Source organism: Vibrio sp. V12_P9A6T4 (genome assembly GCF_963874835.1).
Lineage (GTDB): Bacteria > Pseudomonadota > Gammaproteobacteria > Enterobacterales > Vibrionaceae > Vibrio > Vibrio anguillarum.
Genome location: NZ_CAWNJO010000031.1, coordinates 21,431 through 43,341, shown reverse-complemented (window position 1 = coordinate 43,341; position 21,911 = coordinate 21,431). Strand labels below are relative to the sequence as shown.

Annotated in this window: 22 protein-coding genes and 1 other RNA gene; 8 read left to right on the top strand and 15 right to left on the bottom strand. The window is 44.8% G+C overall.

What is annotated here, in order from left to right:
• Window positions 1-95: 95 nt before the first annotated feature.
• The gene (locus AACQ42_RS02015) at window positions 96-680 is read right to left on the bottom strand and encodes a LysE family translocator (RefSeq protein WP_013856459.1); all 585 of its coding nucleotides are present in this window, start codon (window positions 678-680) and stop codon (window positions 96-98) included.
• Window positions 681-785: 105 nt separating this feature from the next.
• On the opposite strand from AACQ42_RS02015, the gene AACQ42_RS02010 reads away from it, so the two are divergent.
• On the top strand, window positions 786-1,229 hold the full coding sequence (locus AACQ42_RS02010) for an Lrp/AsnC family transcriptional regulator (protein WP_019280913.1): 444 nt from the start codon (window positions 786-788) through the stop codon (window positions 1,227-1,229).
• A 158-nt stretch (window positions 1,230-1,387) separates the two neighbouring features.
• Window positions 1,388-3,025 (top strand): phosphoethanolamine transferase, encoded by a 1,638-nt coding sequence (locus AACQ42_RS02005; protein ID WP_094165995.1) that lies wholly within the window; start codon window positions 1,388-1,390, stop codon window positions 3,023-3,025.
• 29 nt (window positions 3,026-3,054) lie between these two features.
• Here the strand turns inward: AACQ42_RS02005 and AACQ42_RS02000 are convergent, their stop codons facing one another.
• Genes AACQ42_RS02000 through AACQ42_RS01970 form a run of 7 tightly spaced genes read right to left on the bottom strand, consistent with a single transcriptional unit; the run spans window position 3,055 to window position 9,415 of the window.
• Complete coding sequence (locus AACQ42_RS02000; protein ID WP_094165994.1) at window positions 3,055-4,467, bottom strand: sensor histidine kinase; 1,413 nt, start codon at window positions 4,465-4,467, stop codon at window positions 3,055-3,057.
• Window positions 4,457-5,113 carry a response regulator gene (locus AACQ42_RS01995; RefSeq protein WP_013856454.1) on the bottom strand — a complete coding sequence of 219 codons (657 nt, stop codon included), beginning with the start codon at window positions 5,111-5,113 and terminating at the stop codon, window positions 4,457-4,459. The genes AACQ42_RS02000 and AACQ42_RS01995 overlap by 11 nt, the downstream gene beginning before the upstream one ends.
• Window positions 5,114-5,116: 3 nt before the next feature.
• Window positions 5,117-5,746: a tetratricopeptide repeat protein gene (locus tag AACQ42_RS01990; protein WP_170907008.1), complete on the bottom strand. Its 630-nt coding sequence runs from the start codon at window positions 5,744-5,746 to the stop codon at window positions 5,117-5,119.
• A gap of 27 nt (window positions 5,747-5,773) precedes the next feature.
• Entirely contained in the window at window positions 5,774-6,571 is a 798-nt protein-coding gene (locus tag AACQ42_RS01985) for an SDR family oxidoreductase (protein WP_094123787.1), read from the bottom strand.
• Window positions 6,561-7,295, bottom strand: coding sequence for a TenA family transcriptional regulator (locus tag AACQ42_RS01980; protein WP_013856451.1), 735 nt, complete (start codon window positions 7,293-7,295; stop codon window positions 6,561-6,563). Before AACQ42_RS01980 ends, AACQ42_RS01985 begins: the two co-directional genes overlap by 11 nt.
• 1 nt (window position 7,296) lies before the next feature.
• The gene (locus tag AACQ42_RS01975) at window positions 7,297-8,796 is read right to left on the bottom strand and encodes an AMP-binding protein (protein WP_094165992.1); all 1,500 of its coding nucleotides are present in this window, start codon (window positions 8,794-8,796) and stop codon (window positions 7,297-7,299) included.
• A gap of 10 nt (window positions 8,797-8,806) precedes the next feature.
• Window positions 8,807-9,415 (bottom strand): thermostable hemolysin, encoded by a 609-nt coding sequence (locus tag AACQ42_RS01970; protein WP_094165991.1) that lies wholly within the window; start codon window positions 9,413-9,415, stop codon window positions 8,807-8,809.
• A 377-nt stretch (window positions 9,416-9,792) separates the two neighbouring features.
• Between AACQ42_RS01970 and AACQ42_RS01965 the strand changes: the two genes are divergently transcribed.
• A complete protein-coding gene (locus tag AACQ42_RS01965) occupies window positions 9,793-10,278 on the top strand; it encodes a VOC family protein (RefSeq protein ID WP_094165990.1) in 486 nt (161 codons plus the stop codon).
• A 127-nt stretch (window positions 10,279-10,405) separates the two neighbouring features.
• Here the strand turns inward: AACQ42_RS01965 and AACQ42_RS01960 are convergent, their stop codons facing one another.
• The 4 genes from AACQ42_RS01960 to AACQ42_RS01945 form a co-directional block, all read right to left on the bottom strand.
• Window positions 10,406-11,305, bottom strand: coding sequence for a LysR family transcriptional regulator (locus AACQ42_RS01960; protein WP_094165989.1), 900 nt, complete (start codon window positions 11,303-11,305; stop codon window positions 10,406-10,408).
• 177 nt (window positions 11,306-11,482) lie between these two features.
• An RNA gene (gene ffs / locus AACQ42_RS01955) (signal recognition particle sRNA small type) lies at window positions 11,483-11,579 on the bottom strand.
• 173 nt (window positions 11,580-11,752) lie between these two features.
• Window positions 11,753-13,819, bottom strand: a complete 2,067-nt coding sequence (locus AACQ42_RS01950; protein ID WP_094165988.1) for a GGDEF domain-containing protein — start codon at window positions 13,817-13,819, stop codon at window positions 11,753-11,755.
• An 83-nt stretch (window positions 13,820-13,902) separates the two neighbouring features.
• Complete coding sequence (locus tag AACQ42_RS01945) at window positions 13,903-14,646, bottom strand: hypothetical protein (protein ID WP_094165987.1); 744 nt, start codon at window positions 14,644-14,646, stop codon at window positions 13,903-13,905.
• Between the two features lie 69 nt (window positions 14,647-14,715).
• Here AACQ42_RS01945 and AACQ42_RS01940 point away from each other — a divergent pair, with 69 nt between their 5' ends.
• A complete protein-coding gene (locus tag AACQ42_RS01940; RefSeq protein ID WP_013856444.1) occupies window positions 14,716-15,018 on the top strand; it encodes an MGMT family protein in 303 nt (100 codons plus the stop codon).
• Between the two features lie 111 nt (window positions 15,019-15,129).
• Here AACQ42_RS01940 and AACQ42_RS01935 read toward each other — a convergent pair whose 3' ends face one another.
• Complete coding sequence (locus tag AACQ42_RS01935) at window positions 15,130-15,561, bottom strand: YbaY family lipoprotein (protein WP_094165986.1); 432 nt, start codon at window positions 15,559-15,561, stop codon at window positions 15,130-15,132.
• Window positions 15,562-15,707: 146 nt separating this feature from the next.
• Here AACQ42_RS01935 and tesB point away from each other — a divergent pair, with 146 nt between their 5' ends.
• Window positions 15,708-16,568 (top strand): acyl-CoA thioesterase II, encoded by an 861-nt coding sequence (gene tesB, locus AACQ42_RS01930; RefSeq protein ID WP_013856442.1) that lies wholly within the window; start codon window positions 15,708-15,710, stop codon window positions 16,566-16,568.
• 19 nt (window positions 16,569-16,587) lie between these two features.
• Here the strand turns inward: tesB and AACQ42_RS01925 are convergent, their stop codons facing one another.
• Window positions 16,588-17,049, bottom strand: coding sequence for an Lrp/AsnC family transcriptional regulator (locus AACQ42_RS01925; protein WP_010319994.1), 462 nt, complete (start codon window positions 17,047-17,049; stop codon window positions 16,588-16,590).
• Between the two features lie 119 nt (window positions 17,050-17,168).
• Here AACQ42_RS01925 and AACQ42_RS01920 point away from each other — a divergent pair, with 119 nt between their 5' ends.
• Window positions 17,169-18,236, top strand: coding sequence for a PLP-dependent cysteine synthase family protein (locus AACQ42_RS01920; RefSeq protein ID WP_094165985.1), 1,068 nt, complete (start codon window positions 17,169-17,171; stop codon window positions 18,234-18,236).
• Window positions 18,237-18,293: 57 nt separating this feature from the next.
• Here the strand turns inward: AACQ42_RS01920 and AACQ42_RS01915 are convergent, their stop codons facing one another.
• A complete protein-coding gene (locus AACQ42_RS01915; protein ID WP_094165984.1) occupies window positions 18,294-19,163 on the bottom strand; it encodes a Tim44 domain-containing protein in 870 nt (289 codons plus the stop codon).
• 178 nt (window positions 19,164-19,341) lie between these two features.
• Here AACQ42_RS01915 and AACQ42_RS01910 point away from each other — a divergent pair, with 178 nt between their 5' ends.
• Window positions 19,342-19,935, top strand: a complete 594-nt coding sequence (locus AACQ42_RS01910) for a TetR/AcrR family transcriptional regulator (RefSeq protein ID WP_094165983.1) — start codon at window positions 19,342-19,344, stop codon at window positions 19,933-19,935.
• A gap of 12 nt (window positions 19,936-19,947) precedes the next feature.
• Window positions 19,948-21,819 carry an MFS transporter gene (locus AACQ42_RS01905; protein ID WP_094165982.1) on the top strand — a complete coding sequence of 624 codons (1,872 nt, stop codon included), beginning with the start codon at window positions 19,948-19,950 and terminating at the stop codon, window positions 21,817-21,819.
• The last annotated feature ends 92 nt before the right edge of the window (window positions 21,820-21,911 follow it).

Genomic DNA, 21,911 nt, shown 5'->3' with positions numbered 1-21,911 from the left:
CACCAAGCAACTAGAGAAACAAAGTGGGTCGCTCAGTACCCACTTTATTTTGCTGCGTTGATAATGCTCCCACACAGCAACGTCTCACCAAATCTCTACAACATAGGAACAACGGACAGTAGCAGCAACGCACCCATCGCGCCGTTAAACCAGCGGACATAACTTGGGTGATTCATCCAGTGGCTCAACTGTTTACCCGCCGCAGTCCAAACACTGACCGACGGAATGTTCACCAAAGCAAACACCAATGAAATCAGCATTAACTGCGCCCAGCTCGCACTTTGGTTAAATACACTCACCGCAGTCAGCGCCATCGACCAACCTTTGGGGTTGACCCATTGAAACAGTACAGCCGAAACAAATGACATCGGTTGATACTGCTTCTCTCCCTGCGAAGGATTACTCAGCGCAATTTTTATCGCCAAATAGACCAAATAAATGGTGCAGGCAATTTGCAAGCCTTGTTGCAACATAGGATAACGATGGAATAAACCCGTTAACCCAACACCAACCAATAGCACCATAATGCTAAAACCAAACGTTACACCAAGCATGTGCGGAATAGTGCGCATAAAGCCCACATTTGCACCGGATGTCATCAGCATGATGTTGTTTGGACCCGGTGAAAAGGTCGAAACAAAAGCAAAAGCCACCAGTGGCCACCATTGTGTGTAATCCATCTTCTTTCTCTATTTAATAATGATGAACAAATAATAATGGTATCGGCTGGCAATATTGTGCTTATATTGGTCAATACCACTAATATTGAGCAATAAAAATAAGCCATGGACAGATTTGACGAGAGAATATTGCAAGAGCTACAACTTGATGGCCGAGTCTCGAATGTCGAGCTAGCCGAACGCATCGGCTTATCGCCCTCCGCCACGTTGCGCCGTGTGCAGGATCTCGAGCGTAAGCAGATCATTAAAGGCTATCGAGCGGTCTTAAATAAAACCCAACTTGATGTCGGGTTTGTCGCTTATGTGGCAATTGGCTTAAACAGCCATACTAAAAAAGCGCAGCTCAGTTTCGAAGAACATGTGCGCTACGCCAAGGAGGTGGTCGAATGCCACAACATTACCGGGATGAACGAATATTTGCTGCGTGTCGAAAGCAAAGATCTCAGCGCCTATAAACGTTTTCACGCCGATGTGCTTGGTGAGTGCTTAACGGTGAAATCGATCACCACCATGGTGGTGATGGACTCTCCTAAAGACGAACGGCAATAGTATTTACGCCATCACTTTTAGCATTCGACAAGGTGCGCAAGGTACTAAGATAAGTAACTACCAAAAACTCATCTCATTCTAACGATTGAATTTCTTAAGCCTTTATTAAGAAAAGATCTTTATAAGTTCCATAACGTCTTCTCATCACACGGTATGTTATGGAACCCACAATGAAAAATCCTCGCTTCTCATACGCAAGTATTACCTTGTTGCTTGCTCTCTATTTCAGCTTGGTACTCAACATCCCTATTTATGCCAAATTGGCACAGATTTTTTCGGCTGCTGAGCAGTTCAATTGGGGGTTTGCGTTCTCAATACCGATTTTTTTCTTTTTGGCGCTGAACGTTATTTTCCAATTGTTTTCGTGGCCTTATTTTCTAAGACCTTTTTTTGCGGTCTTACTCATCCTTTCTGCTGTGGTGAGTTATGCGAGTTACAATTACGGCACGATTGTCGACCGAGACATGTTGATCAATGTCGTTGAAACCAATAGCAGTGAGGCAGGCTCTTATGTCAGTCTCTATTCCATTGTCTGGATCTCAGCGTTGGGCATCCTCCCTGCCGTTCTATTACTGCTTTCGCCACTTAAAGTAGAAAAATCCATTTCCCGCTTTTTAGGCTATAAAGCGCTATCAATATTGCTCTCTTTACTCGGCATCATCATTATTGCGGCGCTGTATTATCAGAACTATTCGTCGGTTGGGCGCAACAATAGTTACCTCAAGAAAATGATCATCCCCACTCACTTTGTCTATAGCGCTTACGGTCTTGTGAAAGATCGTTATTTTACCGAGCCCGTGGTGTATCAAATTATCGGCACTGATGCGCAGCAGCAACCGAAAACTACCCATAGCCGTGATGCAGAAAAACCAACCTTAGTCTTATTTGTGCTAGGAGAAACGGCTCGCGCACAAAATTACCAATACTACGGCTACACACGTGATACCAATGCTTATACCGCGCCTTATCAGCCTATATTTTTCAGTGATGTCGCCTCTTGTGGTACTGCGACAGCGGTCTCTGTACCTTGTTTATTTTCCAATATGGATCGTCATAATTTTGATCGTACCAAAGCGGATAACCAAGACAACGTCCTCGATATCTTGCAGCGCGCAGGCGTCGACCTCTTATGGAAAGAGAATGATGGAGGCGATAAAGGCGTCGCGAAAAATATTCCGCAGAAAGAGCTGGATAAAACTGCGCGAGAAGGCCGATGTGACGGCAGCACTTGTTATGACATCACAATGCTAGACAATTTAGATCAAGAAATTGCCAACCAAACTGGTAACCGAATGATTTTCATGCACATCATTGGAAGTCACGGACCAACCTACTTTAAGCGCTATCCTAAAGACATGGCTAAATATCAACCTGATTGCCCAAGAGCGGATATTGAAAATTGCAGCGTTGAGCAGATAGTGAATACTTACGACAACACTATTCGTTATACAGATTTTGTTTTGGCGCAGCTGATTGAAAAGCTAAAATCACTGCAAGCGCAATACAACACCGCATTGATTTATGTCTCCGACCATGGGGAATCGCTGGGAGAAAATGGACTGTTCTTACATGGCATGCCGTACAGCCTAGCACCCGATGATCAAACTCAAGTACCGCTTTTAGTCTGGTTATCTGACGGATTCGCCCGTACGAAAGGCGTGAATAAAACCTGTTTACGTCAAACAGCCACTCAGCCCTATGCTCACAGTAATCTCTTTCACTCTTTACTTGGCATTATGGATGTATCAACCAATGCATACGAGAAAACGCAAGATATTTTTGCGCCATGCCGCTAAAGAGTATGGATAAAAACAGAAGAAACCCGTTAACTTATATGAAAACAAACCCTGAAGATGTTGCTGTCGTTGTGCCTCGGCAGCAACTCGACGGTGGCATTATGCAGCGCGGCGATATCACGGCAAATCGACATTCCAAGCCCTGCCCCATCGCCTTTTTCACTGTTAGCTCGATAAAAGTTATCAAATATTTTTTCTCGGGCTTCGTTCGTGATGTTGGGGCCGCTATCAGTCACATTCACTTGAATAAACTGATCATCGCCATGCAACGTAATATCAATGTGACTGTGTACGCCAGAATAGCGCATCGCATTATCGATTAAGTTTTTAAACAACACGCCGAGTAATAGCTCGTCGCCTTGAACCGACAAACTCTGCCCTTCAAAGCTCAATTGTTGGTCGTGCTTTAACGCTAACGGCGCAAGATCTGCGATAACTTGCTTAATAGAGACTGAGAGATCGACCGTTTGTGATGACAACTCCATAGTGCTTTCGACTTTGGCTAACATCAACAACTGATGAATAAGGCGGTCAGTACGCTCAATACCCTTAAGAATCATGTCCAGATCATATTTCAGTTGCTGCTCATTCTGGCTGAGCATCGCGTTTTCGGCATTTAATCTCAATACCGTCAGTGGCGTTTTAAGTTCATGAGCAGCCATACGCGTAAAGCGCTTCTCTCGCTGCCAAGCCAATTCTAATTGAGCCAACAGTTGGTTGAGTGTCTCTACTAATGGTGAGAGTTCGGTGGTTTGTTCTGTAACGTAAATGCGATCCAACTTATGGACACTGCGAATGGCGATTGCTGATTTTAGTTCTTGCAGTGGTTTGAAACTTCGGCCAATAAGCATCACCAGCACCAAGATAACGCATGGGATCAGGATCAATTGCGGCAACGCGGTCGACAGTGCAATTTCATTGACCATTTCATCACGAATACTCTGTTTTTCCGCAACCAGAATGTATTCCGAACCGTGATCAGGATGAGGTTGCGCCAATTGAAAATAACGCCATGTTTGGCCATCAATGGTGACGTTGCCAAATCCATTATTGCTGGCATTGCTGCTAAAAGCGGGTTGCTGACTATCAGAGCTATACATCAACTGACCATCTCGATAAAACTGAAACAGAATGTACCGCTCATAAGGGTGACCATACTGCGTTGCCATCTCCTTGTTGGCTTGCGAAAGACGTTCAATGCTTTGCATCCACTGATCAAACTGTTGATGAAGATCGGCATTGTCTCCTTCTTTTATAGAGACAGAAGTCGCCATCAACAGTAATTTTGCCGATTGACCTAAGCGCGCATCGTACACCTCCTCAACTTCATGTTGAGCAGTAGAAAAACTGAAATAAAGAGAAATGAGCAGTAAGCCACCGCTTAACCATACAGCCGACTGTGTTAAACGACGTTTAATCGAAAAGACTTTTTTATTTTTCAATCATATACCCCACACCACGGATATTTTTGATGACATTTTCTGGCATTTTTTTACGCAAGTTATGAATGTGAACTTCGATAGCGTTGTCACTGCTGCCTTCGTCCCAGCCATGAAGCGCTTGTTGCAATAGCTCTTTGCTCATCACTCGCCCTGCTTGAGTGATCAAACTGGCGAGAATTTTATATTCATTACGCGTCAGTTTGAGGGGTTGCTGACGATATTCAATCTCCTGCTTGGAAAGAGAGAGGCTCAGATCACCAATCGAAATCAGAGCCTCGGCGCTGCCCGAGCTGCGACGAATGATAAGCCGTAGACGTGCCAGTAGCTCTTCTAGCGCAAAGGGTTTACCTATGTATTCATCGGCTCCACCATCTAACCCTTTGACGCGATCGCTAATATCATCACGCGCCGTTAGGATCATTACAGGCAGCGAATAACCGGCGTTTCTAATGCCGCGCAACACCTCAAGACCATCCATATCCGGTAAGGTTAAATCCAAGATCACCGCCGAAAACTGTTCAGTTTTGAGCGCACACGCCACGCCGCCACCTTTTTCTAACCAATCCACCGTATAACCTTGGCGAGTCAACGCCACCTGCATTGACTCGCCCAGTTGTTTGTCATCTTCGACTAATAATAAACGCATACGTTATTTTAAATTCTCCAACAAAAGAGCAATTTCTTGCTGACGCCCAGCATCGGCAAGCGCTCTTTGTGGCCTTGCTGGTGCTTGTTGTGCTTGTAACAGGTACTTTCTTGCTTCATCGGTTCTGCCTTGCTCGGCAAGAAAATCACCGTAAAAATAGTTGGCATCAATTCCTGTCGGGTTAATCAGCAGTGCTCTTTGCAGCAACTCTTCCGCTTTAACGTCGTCGCCAAAAGCCACTGGCCAGCCGGGCACTTTGTAATATAAGGTGCCTAAACTTGTAAAAGCCGAGCCATCTAAAGTATTAGGCGCTTGATCGATAACCTCTTCGTACAATAATTTCGCCTCTTTCACTAAAGATAGCGCACCCAACCCACCTTTTACGCCCGCTAATGAGGATTTATTGATGGCAAGCCACACTTTGAGTTCTGGGCTGTTGCTTGATTGCATCTCTAAGGTGTTACGCATAATGACACGCTCAAAACAACGTTCTTGATCATCGCTCGACTTCATTTTGTATTGGCATTTGGCCCAATCAGATTGAACCTGAGCTAAAGGAGTGATCGCAAAAGCGGGTGTCGTGCTTACCGCAAAGATGACCAATGCACTGGCCCATTTAAACACAGTTTTCATATGTTGTTCTCCTTGAATTATCACGCTTTAACGGTTCAAAAAGGCAAGAATGGTCGCTTGCTGCTTTTTAATTGCCGACGAAATCACTGCAGGCCATAGTTGATTTAATCGCACCAACACTTTTTCAGGCCAGCCAATCCAGCGAGTTGTTGATTCGCTTTCGAGCATACTAAGCACATGTTGGGCAACAACCTCTGGCTCATCACAGTGGTTGCCTACGGCTTGGTTGAACTGGTTCACCGTGTCATTATTTAGCTCGGTATTGGTCGCTCGCGGCGCTAGGTAAAGTACCTTGATACCCGTCCCCTCAAGCTCACGCTGCATCGCTTCACTAAAACGGTGCAACCCTGCTTTGGTCGCGCAGTACGTGGCATAACCCGGGTAACCAATAGCCCCTAAACTTGAGCCAATATTTAAAATAATCCCCGGTTTATTCAACCAATGTATCGCCGATTGAGTCAGTTGCATTGGAGCAAGTAAATTCAAATGCAGCTCCTGTTGCACTGAAACTGCGGTTCGTCTGGCTAATAAGCGAAACTGGTTGATGCCCGCATTATTGATCACCACACTGATTCGTTTCTGGCCCATAAAAAAGCGCTGAATGAAGGTGTTGATCTGCTCTATTCCTGACTCTGTGCTTAAATCTGCACTCAAAATCAGATGCTTCTCAGGCATGGGTAGCGTTTGCCGAAGTTGCTCGAGTTTTTGACCATCACGAGCCACCAGAACTAGACTGGCTCCTTGCTTAGCAAGCAGCAATGCGATGCGTTGCCCGATACCACCGGAAGCGCCGGTGAGTAAAACATGTTGATGATTAAGATCCATATTGCGACCTTACACCTTGCGAAGCTAAATCTTGCGAACCTGCATGTACCATTGACTCGCAAGGAAGCGGTAGTTCTCGCAGCATCTGCCCATACAGATCAAACACCATGTTTGCAGAGCGGATGATGGCCTCTTGATCGGATACACACTGAATGTTGTTCATTAACGATTCAAAAAAACGGATGTGCCCTTGGTCAAGTTCGCTGTGCGAAGTGAGATAGGTCATCGCCGCATCAGGAAGCTCCAAACGCTGTTTGACTAACCGTGCGATATTCCCACCGACACCCACACTGGTTCCTTCAAGTACCCACACCATGCCAAATAAACTCAACGGGTTGGCGCGATCAATCTGGTGATAGAGATACGCCACCATGAGTTCGATGGAAGCGCTGACCCGCCCTGCACCCTCATTATGACGCACTGCGTCCACATCACCACCGCACGCTTTAATATCGTTCAAGATCCACTCTTGGTGGCCTTTTTCTTCATCGATGTACTCGGCAATCGCCGTTCGTACCCACTCATATTCATCGCCTAAGCGGCTGCCACATGCCATCAGCAGTGGCACCGTATGTTTAACATGGTGATAAGCTTGAGTGAGAAAACGAATATACATCTCTAGGCTGATCTCTCCTCTTGCGCAGGCATCAAATACCGGAGCTTGCAACATCTGCTGCTGTGCTGGCTCAGTTTGTGTTTTTAAAATATGGAAAAATTTGCTCATTTTAAAGCTCCTCAGCCATTGAATAGAAGGAAGGAATAGAGATAAAAACCGTCTGTGGATTAGTGGTGTGGCGCGCCAAGCGAGCCTCTTGCAGTGCGTTTTCAATAGCTAAGCGTTTTGGGCGACCATTAGCGGTCAGCCACTTTTGCCAGCAATGAGTATCGCTCACCAACCAAAGCTGCGTGATGTGTGCGTAATCGGGCAACACGCTATTGAGCTGTTGCACGCGCGTAACGAGATCAGGTAAAGGACTGTCACTGACGGCCGTGAGGCCTGCCTGCCCGTCGCCCACCACCACAAATCGATGGTGCGCAATCAAAGCTAATGCTTGAGATTCAATCCATTCAGGGGCCACGTTACGCCCAAAACTGGTGATGATGAGGTTCTTTTTACGCCCGATGATGGTTAAAAAACCCTCATCATCGATTGTGGCCATATCGCCAGTTGACAACCACTCGTGGCTAAACGGCTCACCTAAATACCCCAAAGCCGTGTTGCCTTTAACTAACAATTCGCCATCTTGTGCCAGCGAAACCTGAAGATGAGACAGCACCTGTCCACACGACCCCGGCTTATTTTGTTGGGGTGTATTCATACTCACGACCGAAGTACTTTCAGACAAACCATACCCTTCAAAAGCGGGAATGCCGAGCTGGCGAGCTGCGTCAATTAATTGGGGAGCCACTCGCGCCCCGCCCACGGCAACCCAGCGTAAAGGCAGCGCAAGAGCTGGGCTCTGCTTGACGACTTCAATTAATGCCAGCAATAACGCAGGCGTTAGCACCAAGCTTGACGGCTGAAACTGTTGCAGTGCGAGTGCGAACGTTGCACCACAGAACTGGCTAGAACCGGTCAAACCTACTTTGCTGCCACAGACAACTGTCGATGTCACACCCAGAACCAAAGGAACATACACACCCGTGATGTTTTCTAACAAGGTTGAGAGAGGCAGCATCACGAGGTGATGCTCAACTTGCGCGGACATTTTCTCTGCGATCGCCAGCGTGACCGCTTGCATGTTTTCGTCACTCAAACACACCCCTTTCGGCGTTCCGGTGGACCCAGACGTAAAGGTGATTTTTTGCGTCAAAGGCAACACCTGTGCTGATGGATTCGCCAAATAGACAAAAGCAGGTAGATGACTGAGCGTTGAGAAAGGTTCACCTAGCGTTGGCCAACCACCTAAGCAAACATCAACACCCGATTCATACAGTAGGTGTTCAACCTGGGCCTTACTAAAGAAAGTAGGTACAGGAACGAGCACTATTTTTGCGTGCATGGCCGCAAGGTCGATGATCACCCAATCCAAACTATTTTCAGCTTTTAATGCAATACGCTGAACCTGCCACTGGCACAATGTGCGTGCTGTGGCTTCCACTTTTTCTAAGAGCTGTTGATAGCTCAGCGCTATCTTTTCTTGTTTGGCATTGTGCCCAATGAAGGCAATGCTATCTGGCTTTTGCTGCGCATGTTGATGAAGCGCCGATAAAATTCGGTTCATAGCAAAGGCCTCACGCTTGTTTTTGGTTTAAATGAAATCGGTTGAGCAACGCCAGCCCCTGCGCCAAATTTCCCGCTAAAATTCGAGGGCTGTGTTGGTAATAACTGCCCCAAATTTGGTTGGCGTTAGGAATGCAAGATGCTGACGCTTTCGCGATCAATATCGGTTGTAAACCAAATCGACGCATCAAAGCATGCAGTGGATCCGTTGCTGTAAAAACGCACCATTCATACCCTAAATCAACCAGCTGTTGAGCGATCAAAGTAAAGTGCAGCGCCGATAAACCACGACCGAAAGAGGCCAGTTGGCCAAATTCAATCAAAGCACTTCGGGATACTCGGCAATCAAAACGCTGCGATAAAATTTCATCGGCAGGTTGGTCGAGGTATTGTTCGAGAAATAGAGGCTCTTGCTGCGCTACGCGAAAACCGCATACGGATTTCATTTCGTCATTATCAAGCAAAGCTAAATAAGCCGGCATAAAAGTAATAAGGCGTGCATCAAACGCTTGCTGATAACGCTCGCGCACAAGGTGTATGGCTTCCAACCAGCGAGGATGAGAAGGATCAATTACGGCCAATTGCAGATCAGATGCTGAGCGTATGGTTTTCATCGGCATTTCCTTTTTGCTTACTCTGTAAACAAAAATAACGGACGTAACTTAAGAATCCCTTAATAAGAGATTTTTTCTTCAACTCAATGGATGAGGAGCCGTTGAATATCCGATACCACTTAGCTCACTAGCAAATGTGTGGCCAAATCTGAACGGAACGATTTTTCTAAATTAGCCTGTCACGGATTGGCTTAAATACGGAAAATTATCATTTTCTACTATCGCCATTTGTATTGGTTCTAACACGGTGACATCTTACGTTTCGCTTATAATTATAATTTATCATTTTTATAATTACTGATAATTTTATTTAATCCATCAATCTCCATATACTCCGATCTATCGAAACGAAGCCAAAAAATCAAAGGTATTAGGAGCGAATTATGAAAATGAATCACGTCGGTATTATGGTTGGCGATATGGATAAAGCTGTTGAGTTCTACACTCAAGCTTTGGGTTTAAAAATCGTTATGAATAATACACAAGTTATTGAAGAGCGAGAGTCAGCGATTGGCCGCATGTGTATTGCTGTTTTTGGTGAGGGTTTCAAAGGTTTCAATATTGCACATCTAGTAACAACTGATGGTATTGGCGTTGAACTGTTTGAAATGAAAAAGCGCGAAGAGCGCCACGAAGTAGACTTCTCTCGCCTTGGTATCTTCCACTTCTGTCTACAAACCGACGACTTTGAAGGCGCGATTAAGCGCATTGAACAATATGGCGGTAAAGCGCGTATGGATATCATGCGTTACCATCCAGAAGATGATAACAAGCTCGCTAAAATGGTTTATCTAGAAGACCCATTTGGCAACCTATTTGAGCTTTACTCGCACTCATACGAAGAAACTTATGCCTCTGATTACGAATAGTCGATCGTTGATGCATTAATAAAATTTCAAGGGCAGGTAGCACAACCAGCCCTTTTTGGTTTCTATTGCAAGGTCAGCTATGAAGCTTTAATGCCAATATCATCTGCTTATGTGGAGCTCAATCAAGTCAAACAGCCTTAAAAGAGTGATCAATAACGTCAATGACTTGCTCATAACGCCTAGCAAGAGGTGAGTTAAGTTTGCTAACCAAGTAAACAGGTTCTTGTATATCTTCGGTAATGTTGAATATTTTTAGCTGCTCTTTATCCGAGAACAAGTTAACGCACCATCGAGGAACCACTGTAAAACCAATCCCTTTAGCTATAGGAACTAATATTTGGTGCACTTGGTTAATATAGCTTTGCGTCGAAACATCCTCCAAATCGACTAGACGAAGCAAATCATTATTCGCTTGATTGACATATGTTTGGAAGTAGTGAGCGAAATCTGGATGACGAACGACTCCCAATTCTATTAACAAGTCATTTATAGGCAAGCTTTCGTCTGCGGACAGTGGCAATACAAGAGCAAGACACTCCGCACCAACAATACGGCTCGCGAAATATTTAGGGTTAGGTTCTTTTGTCACTAGACCTATATCCAGTTTCCCCTGCAATATCTGCTCAAATATACGATGGTTTGGCGTTGCTTCTAACTCAATGGATAAGCCTGGATAGCTCACTTGCAAAGAAAGTAATTGTGAATAAATCAGCCACGCGAAAGTCCCCGAACAGCCTATAGTACAGCGACCACGGAAAGGTTCGTCGTGTGCCAGATTCTGTAATAACTCAAACTCTTCTTCAAAGTGTTTGACAGCATAATCGTAAACTTTACGCCCATAGATTGTTAACTCAAATTTCTTGTTAAATCTCTTTATCAAAGGATAACCGCAGGCAGCTTCTAGTTTATTTATGTGCTGGCTTACCCCGGGTTGCGTCATATGGAGTAACTCAGCCGTTTTAGTAAAGTGCCCAATATCGACTAATGTTTTAAAAGTGTTTAACCAAATAGGATTGAGCATAGTCATAAACCAATAGTTATTAATAAATCAACTTTCAATAATAATTGATTATAAATGAATCAGCATGTCTTTGGACAAAATGTATGTTTCAGATTGCAATATGATAAAACATTATTGCATTAGCTTTTGAAACGAAGAAATCGGGAGTGTACGGATAAAGTTTGTCAGCGACAAAAAGGGTGGAGGCCCCAGCCACATCCCGGCACACACGTCGCCTGCTGCGGCTGCTCCCTTCCGGGCCTGACCGAGTTCACAAGTTAGTGTTGCGGGAGGACCAGAGCCTCCATTGATTTGTTTTCTTGGCTTGCTAGCCAAAGAGTGCGGCGATTATCAAGCATCATAGTAATGATTGCAAGCCGAAATCCCAATGGATGGAAGCTTTTTGTTTTAAGTGAACACCATTTGAGCAAATCTTCTATTTTCTCTTCTACTCAATAAAATAGGTGGACTATTTTAGCTCTTGTTTGAACTTCTGATTATCTTGAGAAGAGGCTTTGTATTATCTCGTTGGCCGCTACCGTGGTGCTTACTTTGGTACATGGCAATATCAGTTTGGTGCAATACTTCTTCCAGGCTCATGAAATGATCTCTGTAATTCGACACACCAATCGCCACATTGACTTTTATGTTTAAATTTCGAGCAGAATCGCTGTAGGTAAAGGACTCTAACTGCATTAACACAGGCTCAAGCTCCTCATCACTATATTGCCCAATCAGGATAAACTCATCACCCCCGATTCGGTAACTACGACCACGCCAAATAGAGTCGATACGGCTAGCAAGTGCTTTCAACACTTCATCCCCCACTTCATGACCATAGTTATCGTTTATCGGCTTAAAGTTATTCACATCTAAATAAATCAAGGTTAGATCGCTGTTTAAGCCTCTCGAATAACGGCGATATAAAGCTCGGCGATTACGCAGCTTGGTTAAATTATCGGTAACAGATTGTGAGTGTAGATAGAAAGCGACCACTAACAAGAAGCCAAATACCAACGTAAACAGCCATTGAGTGTGGCGTGAAAAAGTTTTCTCGGCCGCTAACGTTGCTCGCCAATTCGGTTGATAATCATAGGTGTTGATGATTTTCTGCGTATCAATCATCTTAATAGCACGAGTAAATAAAGGAGCCAGCGAAGCGCCCATGCTATTTTTGGGAAAGCCCATTGCAATCTCAGACGAGTAAAAACTGCCGATAAATAGATCTTCCTCCAACGGCAATAAGTTATCCGCTTCGCGCAATATTTGGTTAAAGTTAGCACGGTTTAGAACGATGTAATCGACCTCCTTACCGAGCAAGGCTTTGACCAATTCATTTTGAGTTTTATAAACATGTAGCACTTTATTGGGCAGCATTTTTCCTAACAGCTCTTCAAAGAAATCTTCTTTAATCACGCCGATGCGCTCAACAATTAATTCCGACACATTGCTGTAAACATTGTCTTTGTAATTTTCACGTTTGATCAAGACGGCTTCAGGCTGGTAATACGTGTCACTGAAATAAACGTCGGATTTTCGTTGTTGAGAGACGGTAACTGGTACTAGGATATCAATGCGTTTATTGACCAAATCGGCATACATACTCTCCCACGTTTCGTCTGGCTGGCTGGCCAGTTCGCATTTGAGTAACAGAATGTCACATGCTTTAAAAACAATGTCCGCGTTTATTCCTTTCACTTTACCATCGTGCTGATACTGAGCAAATTGGCTGATGTTCTCCAATTTTACTTTTAACGGTCGCTGCACGTTTAAGCCGCTATCAATGACTGATTGACGCAACGCCTGCTTGCGGATATCAAATTGGTATTTTTGTACTGATTCTCTAAGCAGTTTTTGTACCGACGCTGAGTGTACATATTCTTGAATTTTGTTGAGTAATAAAGTGTTGTGCCCTTTTGGCGTAACAATGGCAACTGGCTGAATAGGCAGTTGGTCATTAAGCAATTGCGCATCGAGCCCTGCCATCAACATCGGCTTTAATTGATTAATCGCGTCTACGACAACATCGACTTCAGCCATGCTTAAAAGTTCTTTGGCACGCCGAGCACCATCATACTCAATCTGTATGATATGAGGAAAATAAGCGGCAATCAGCTCACCATAAATCGTTCCTTTGGGAACCCCGACCCTCGCCAGATCGGTTAACTGTACGTTGCTGTGGCTAAATGCATAGGTGTATTCAATATTGGTAGGACTAGAGAAATCAAAGCGTTGAGCACGCTGTTCGGTGTAAGTCACATTGGCTGCAAAATCGCTCTCCCCTTGTTCGATAGCGGTCAAGATCGCATCAAAGCTGGGGTAATTAACATAGTCAATCTCAAGGCGAAATTGGTAAGCAATGGCATCAAACAAAATACGCGTGACAACATCGTCCGCTTCTGTCGCTACTCGATATGTTTTAGCGTTGATTATGGGAGCACTGATGACGCTGTGTGCCGCCGTTGCTAGCCATAAAAGACCTATTAGCCGAAATGCACGAACCATGACGTTTATATTATTGTACTGAGAGGTGAGCATCATATACTAATGCTCTATATATGCATAAGAATGAAGTCACAACTTCACCCACAACATGCTCTAATCTACATTCAGCTGTGTTCTGGTCATTCGGTATTCTCTTCGGTGCTCTTGAGTAGATAATCAGTCATCCAAGCGGTAGCCAGTAAACAGATCCAAACCACGAATACTGGGTTTGGTACGTCACTTGTGGGCGAGACGACTAAGCTTGCAAAGCCTACCGTTGGAAGTGTCCAGCATAACAAACCATTCCAATTCACTGCGACTGGTTTGGATTGGGTTAAACTTTCCATCGACGCCATAATGCCAGTAATGCTTAACGCAACTAACACCGCATACGAGAAATCGGCCATCCATAGCGGTAGCAGTAACCCTAACGCCCACCAACGGTGCTTATTGGATGGCTTCCAGTGCGCAACCGACCACCAAACAACGATAACAGAAAGAGTCTGAATAACAGTAAGCCAGCCTGTACCGCCTAATTTCCCAGCAGATTGAGTAACGATGATACCGACTTGCAACGTCAGTACGATCAACGTGCTCAATAAGATAACACCCATGCTACTGCGTTTAGAAAAGGCCACCGTCAACAAAGGCAGCAACACCCAAACACTGACAGAAAGAGCGATTGGCTGATAAGATAAAGTGAAACCATAAGCGGTCATTGCAGCCAATAACAACACACCCGCGACGCCCCCTTGCGGTAAAATCCACAGCGCAGGGATCACGATGGCCAGCACGGGGATGTCCCCTTCGCTTAAACCTATGGCTCTTGCACAAACCACAGCCAACACGGTTGTGATTAGAAATTGAAAGGTAGAAAATAGCATGCCCTCTCCTTATACCGTTCCTTGGTAACTATCGAACTAGGACACTGCTAGTATGGACGAATTGTCAGCATGAACCAATTTTTAGCGCAGATTTTTGCAGTTATACATCAAATTCCCGCAGGAAAAGTGACAACCTATGGGGAAATTGCTCGTTTAGCAGGATACCCCGGCTACGCACGTCATGTTGGAAAAGCATTAGGTAACCTACCTCAAAACAGCCGATTACCTTGGTTTCGTGTGATCAACAGCAAAGGAGAGATTTCGCTAAAAGGAGAGGATTTATTACGTCAACGACAAAAATTGATCGCCGAAGGCGTCGAAGTGAACGAGCATGGCAAAATAAAACTTCGATTATACCAGTGGCGCCCCTAAGCCCCTTTCGGTCAAGCGCCTTTCCCGCTTATCTAGCTCGGGAAAGGGCTGTTTTACTATTTCTTGTTTTACTGTTTTTATAGTATTGCGTCTATTTTATTGCTTCTGTTTTTACTGTTTAACACCAACCAAACGCAAATCAACCCGTTTAGTGTTATTCTCATCAGTAATCACGGTGTAATTGGTATCCGTAATGAAGCGCAGTTTTCCATCTACTTCGATGCGAGCACTGACGCTGTAACGGTGGCGAGCATCAATTTTTCGGTTGTCGAATGCCAAGTCAAACTGAAGCGGCACTTGCATTCCGTTAGTTTCAAAGCGGTGTTTTGCGATCACTTTAGCGGGTGCATCAGCCAATGAAACATCTTGCAAAGTGATAGTGACAAGCGCCTTATCCGGCAGTGCAATACGCTCACGGTACGAAACCGTACCCATGATAGATTGAATATTGCTCTCGGAAGAGGTTGGTTTTTGCGCTGACTGGCAACCCACAAGCATTAGACCCAAAACAGACGACATAATCAGCAACAGTGCCTTTTTCATAAGGATAAAACCTCAGTTATGGTGTTAGATAGGTGATGATTATAGGTTCGGTTTTATCTGCTGTCATGGTCGTCCATTTGGTATTAACAAGATATTGACTTAGTCAACAATGATAATAATTACATTAAGAATCTCGGTGAGGGTCTATGAGTAAACCATTAAATGAACTATTGGATTTGCTGCAACTGGAAAAGCTAGAAGAAGGTTTATACCGAGGTGAGAGCGAGAACTTAGGTCTGCCACAAGTGTATGGTGGGCAAGTGATTGGCCAAGCACTCTCGGCGGCTCGCTATACGGTTGATTCCGACCGCACTGTTCACTCATTTCATAGCTATTTTCTTTACCCCGGGGATCCTGAAAAACCAATCATTTATGATGTTGAGAATTTAAGGGACGGACGCAGTTTCAGTACCAGACGAGTCAAAGCCATTCAGAATGGTCGGCCGATTTTCTATCTCACTGCTTCTTATCACGGTGAAGCGCCCGGTTTTGAACATCAAAACACCATGCCTGACATCCCTGGTCCTGAAAATTTTGCCTCTGAATCTGAACTGGCAGCCCAGATTGCACACTTATTACCTGAAAAAATAAAAAAGGTTTTTTGTGGCGAAAAAGCGATTGAGATGCGTCCAGTGACCGTAATTAACCCGCTCAAACCACAAAAAGCGGAGCCAAAACAGTACCTGTGGATACGCGCTAATGGTGAGTTGCCAAACAACCAACTCATCCATCAATATTTGCTCGGTTACGCGTCTGATTGGGGGTTTTTAGTTACAGCGTTGCATCCTCATAAAGTCTCTTTGATGACACCTAACTTTCAAGTCGCGACGATTGATCATTCGATTTGGTTCCACCGCCCATTCAAAATGGATGAATGGTTGCTCTACGCAATAGAAAGCCCTACGGCCAGCAATACCCGTGGTTTAGTGCGTGGCGAGATTTACAACCGCCAAGGAGATTTAGTCGCAACAGCAGTGCAAGAAGGTGTGATGCGCTTCACCAAATAAAAAGACTCGGACGAGCAGGCTATGCCAGAGGCAATTGGGTAGTGTACTTCAATGACTCCATTGCAAAGGTTGAAGTCACGTTATTAATCCCTTTCACGCCATTGACCAGTTTTTTATAAAACTGGTCAAAACACTTCATGTCTTTGACCAACACTTTCATCATGTAATCGTACTCACCCGCCATACGATAGAACTCCATCACCTCAGGGTACTCAGACACAGTCACGACAAAATGGCTATACCATTCGTGAGAGTGATCGCTGGTCTTAATCAACACAAACGCGGTAAAACTCAAATCTAATTTTTCTGGGTCAAGCAGGGCAACTCGCTGCGCAATCACGCCAGATTCTTCAAGCTTTTTCAACCGCTTCCAGCAAGGTGTGGTGGTTAAGTTCACCGCTTCAGCCAAATCATTTAGCGACAAAGTGCTGTCTTGTTGCAGTAATGAGAGGATCATGCGATCAATTCTATCAAGCTCCATAGCTCCCCCAGAATAAGAGAATAATTTTCTCCAAAACTACAAAATGACAGGCAACATAGCAAAGCTTTTCTCTCCAATTAAGGGTAAATTACCCTCACAATAACGATGGAGAGAGAACCATGTGCACCGATCATCAATGGATTAACAACGCAATTAGAAAAATAGAAGCGGACTACCAACGTTCGGCCGATACTCATCTGATCAAGCTCGATTTGCCTTGTGTCGCTGGGGTCGATATTTATCTCAAAGATGAAAGTACGCATCCTACGGGTTCACTCAAACACCGCCTAGCCCGTTCTCTTTTTCTGTATGCCATCTGTAACGGCTGGGTTGGCCCTGAAACGACTATCATTGAATCTTCATCGGGCAGTACTGCGGTATCAGAAGCTTATTTTGCCCGTTTACTAGGCTTGCCTTTTATTGCTGTAATGCCCAAATGTACTGCACGAAAAAAAATTGAGCAGATTGAGCTTTATGGCGGCCAAGCGCATTTAGTCGATCGCTCTGATCAAATTTATGCCGAATCACACCGCTTAGCCAAAGAACTGAATGGTCATTATATGGACCAGTTCACTTATGCTGAACGTGCGACCGACTGGCGTGGTAATAGCAATATTGCCGACAGTATTTTTAACCAAATGCAAATGGAAGATCACTCCGTTCCGACATGGATTGTAATGAGCCCGGGCACAGGCGGAACCTCAGCAACTATAGGCCGCTTTATTCGCTACCAAAAACACAATACCAAACTGTGCGTCGTCGACCCTGAAAACTCGGTATTTCATGATTATTTCAAAAGCCGAGACCCAAGCTTAACCTTGCAGTGTGGTAGCAAAATTGAAGGAATTGGTCGTCCACGAGTTGAACCAAGTTTTATTCCCGGCGTAGTCGATGAAATGCGTACCGTTGCGGATGCCGCCAGTGTCGCTACGATCTATTGGTTGGAAAAACTACTCGGCCGCAAAGCAGGCCCTTCTACCGGAACCAATCTTTATGGGGTTTTGCAAATTGCCAGTGAGATGAAACAACGAGGTGAAACAGGCTCCATCGTGACGCTGTTATGCGACAGCGGCGAACGTTATTTAGATACCTATTACTGTGCCGATTGGGTGAAAAGCAATATTGGTGATTTAACACCTTATCTTTCAAAATTAGAAGCCTTTGAAACAACGGCTAAATTAGCTTAGTGACCTAGCAAAACGCCCAAGACAAACTTGGGCGTTTTGGATCCATCGTGAAAAGTCTTAGCCTTGAATGCCGACAATCAACCAAGGTGCATTAGGTACGGTTAAATCACGCTCTAAATGCCACACATCATTAATATCTTCTTCAATGCCTTCCACGGAATCGCGGTAGCGGCCAGTAAACTGCAAACTCAACTGCGCTTTACTTGCATCGTAATCGGCGCGAACGACTTCAGCGTCTACGTACATCACATCTGTGTGCTGTTCACCGTTTAGCTTTGCGCGCTCTTGTTTTAAATCTTCAAACAAGCTCGCCGATACATATTCTTCAACAGTTTCAAGTTGGTTATGGTTCCAAGCACCTTGCAAAATACGGTAGTGCTCACGCGCACCATTAATGAAAGCTGCCTTGTCAAAACCGGCTGGATAGTTATGTGGAATATCACTGTGTGCATTCGCTCCAAAACCACCCGCAGCTTGAGGCTGTTGTTCAAAATTGTGCACGTTTGGCTGCTCAAACTCCGTCCGGTTATTCACACCACCAAACGCAGGCTGCTGCCGATTCATGCTACCCTGCTTCGCACCAAGCATACCGCGCATCAGTTTAAAGAGCACAAAAGCAATCAGGCCGAAGATCAGAATATCCATAAATTGGATACCCTCAAACGCGCCGCCAAAGAAAGCCGCCAGTAGACCACCAGCGAGTAAACCACCCAGTAATCCGCCCATCAGACCTTTTTTGGTCGAACCAGCTTTACCTGCTTGATCTTGCTTAATGGTGTCATTTTTTTGAGTCTGCTGTTTGGGTGCTGGAGCCGTTTTATAGCTTTTACCAAACGATTTACCACCGCCAAATTTCTTTGCTTCTGCTATCGGTGTGATCGCAACAGCAACCATCAGCAGTGCTACAAGGGAAAAAAAACGTTTCATGTTTTTCCTTAGGGTTATAATTATTGAGGCTTACTCATCATAACCACTTCGGATAGACAAGAAAACCGTTGCTTCTCGCAGACATGTATCAGAATATTGCAAATTAACCGTCCATAAGTTGACGCTTATACACCACCCCACTAGAATATCGAACGTTGTTCATAATTGATACGTAACCATGGCCAGACGAAACGATCACACCCGAGAAGAACTGATTGCATTGACACTCAAGACCGCGAAGCATTTTCTTCAAAATCACACTTATCACGAGCTCAGCCTGCGTAAAATCGCAACCATGATTGGCTACGTACCTAGCACTTTGGTCAATGTCTTCGGCAGTTACAATCTTTTATTGTTGCATGTGGTAGCTCAAACCTTGGATGAACTCTCTTCGCAAGCGAAAAAAGTGGTGGGTAAGTGTAGCGATCCAAAAGAAGCGTTGTATAAATTGGCCTATTGCTACCACGATTTTGCTCAGTTGCACCCCAATCGCTGGCAACTTATTTTTGAACATAATATGAATGGCGAACTACTTCCCCAGTGGCAAGCAGAGCGCATCGACAACATGACCGCCATGCTTGAAGGTTTATTGACCATCCTTGGCCCACAACATTCGCAACAAGAAGTGCTGCAAGCAAGCCGAGTCCTGTGGTCTGGCGTACATGGTATTACCTTATTAAGCGTAGATGATAAATTTTTCGCCGCCGAACCCATCGATGGGAAAGAGCTGATTGAAAACCTACTTTCAAACTATCTTAATCACTGGGCGTGATAAGGACCATCAATGAGTCAATCTCAATCTTCATTGCTGACTCAGCAACGATTTCTTCCGTATTTCATCACCCAGTTTTTTGGCGCATTTAACGATAACATCTTTAAAAATGTCTTGCTGCTATTGGTCGCGTTTGCTGGAGCGAACGTGTTACCGGTTTCCAGTAATTTATTTATTAACCTTGCCGCAGGGCTATTCATTCTTCCTTTTTTCCTTTTTTCTGCCTCTGCTGGTGTGCTTGCTGACAAGTACGAAAAATCCGCTTTCATTCGTAAAGTGAAATTGGCTGAAATTGGCATCATGTGTCTTGGCGCGATCGGTTTTATGACCGAGAGTTACGCCATTTTACTGTTATTACTGTTTTTGATGGGGACACAATCGGCCTTTTTTGGCCCAGTCAAATACGCTTTATTGCCGCAACAACTCAAGCCAAATGAATTGGTTCCGGGTAATGCGTTAGTGGAAACAGGCACATTTTTAGCGATTTTATTAGGCACATTGGGGGCTGGGCTCATTGCCTCGATGCCCTACACTAAATACGTGGCCGCTGGCGCAGTGGTAGTATTTGCGTTGTTAGGCTATTTAGCCAGCCGTCATATTCCTCAAGCCCCTGCTTGCGCACCCGATCTCGTTTTTCGCTGGCAGCCGATTAAGCAAACCAAGCAGACCATTGCGATTGCCAAACAAGACCGTACTATTTTCCAATGCGTAATGGCGATCAGTTGGTTCTGGTTTTTAGGTGCTGCCTACTTAACTCAATTTCCAAATTTCACGCATCACTATTTATATGGCACAGAGAGCGCCGTTTCTTTTTTGCTAGCACTGTTTTCTGTTGGCATTGCCACTGGCTCATTGACCTGTGACAAATTATCGCATCATAGAATAGAGATCGGCATCGTGCCTATCGGCAGTTTTGGCATTACATTATTTGGCTATTTAATGGCAACCTCCGTGCCAGAAAAATTACCTCAATTTACTGATTTTTATCAATTTATCAGCTACCAATCACTATGGCCGATGTTTCTTTTCCTATTGTTGATTGGCGTCTGCGGTGGCATCTTCATTGTGCCTTTATATGCGCTAATGCAGCAGCGTGCTAAAGTCACTCAACGCGCACAAGTCATTGCCGCTTTGAATATCTACAACTCACTGTTTATGGTGGCGAGCGCACTATTAGGGATTGTCTGTTTGAGCTTTCTTGAGCTTACGATCCCTCAGTTCTTCATTATATTAGCTTTGCTTAATGGCTTTGTTGCACTCTATTTATGCTACCAAGTCCCGGTCTTTTTGGTGCGATTTCTAATGTGGATGCTCACGCATACCATGTATCGAGTCAGCCACAAAAATCTTCATCACTTACCTGAAAAGGGCGGAGCACTGCTGGTGTGCAATCATGTTAGCTATATGGATGCACTGTTGCTGAGCGCGGTTTGTCCTCGCTTAATTCGTTTTGTGATGGAAGAGGATTACGCCAATTTGCCGCCACTTCGTCGCTTTTTGAAACGTGCAGGCGTGATACCTATTTCCGCAACGCGTCGCGGTTCTATCCGCCAAGCCTTTAACGATGTAGAACAAGCATTGGCAGAGGGGCATATCGTCTGCATTTTCCCAGAGGGACGGTTAACCGCGGATGGCGAAATCAGCGATTTCATGCGCGGGATGGATATTATTTTAAAACGCAGCTCTGTGCCTGTCATCCCCATGGCATTGAAGGGGTTGTGGGGAAGCTATTTTAGCCGTGCCAAAGGGCGCGCCTGCTGTGGGCTACCGACTCGTTTTTGGTCACATATAGAAATTGAAGCTGGCGAGCCCGTCCCCCCCAAAGAGGCAACAACACAAGTGATGCAACAAAAAGTCGCAGAACTCAGGGGGGATTGGCGTTAGATTGGGATTGAGTGCAAACCAAACACTAGCTTGATCTTATACTGAAGAGTGAACGTACAAATATGTTATTAACGGGCTGTTAGGCTGATGAC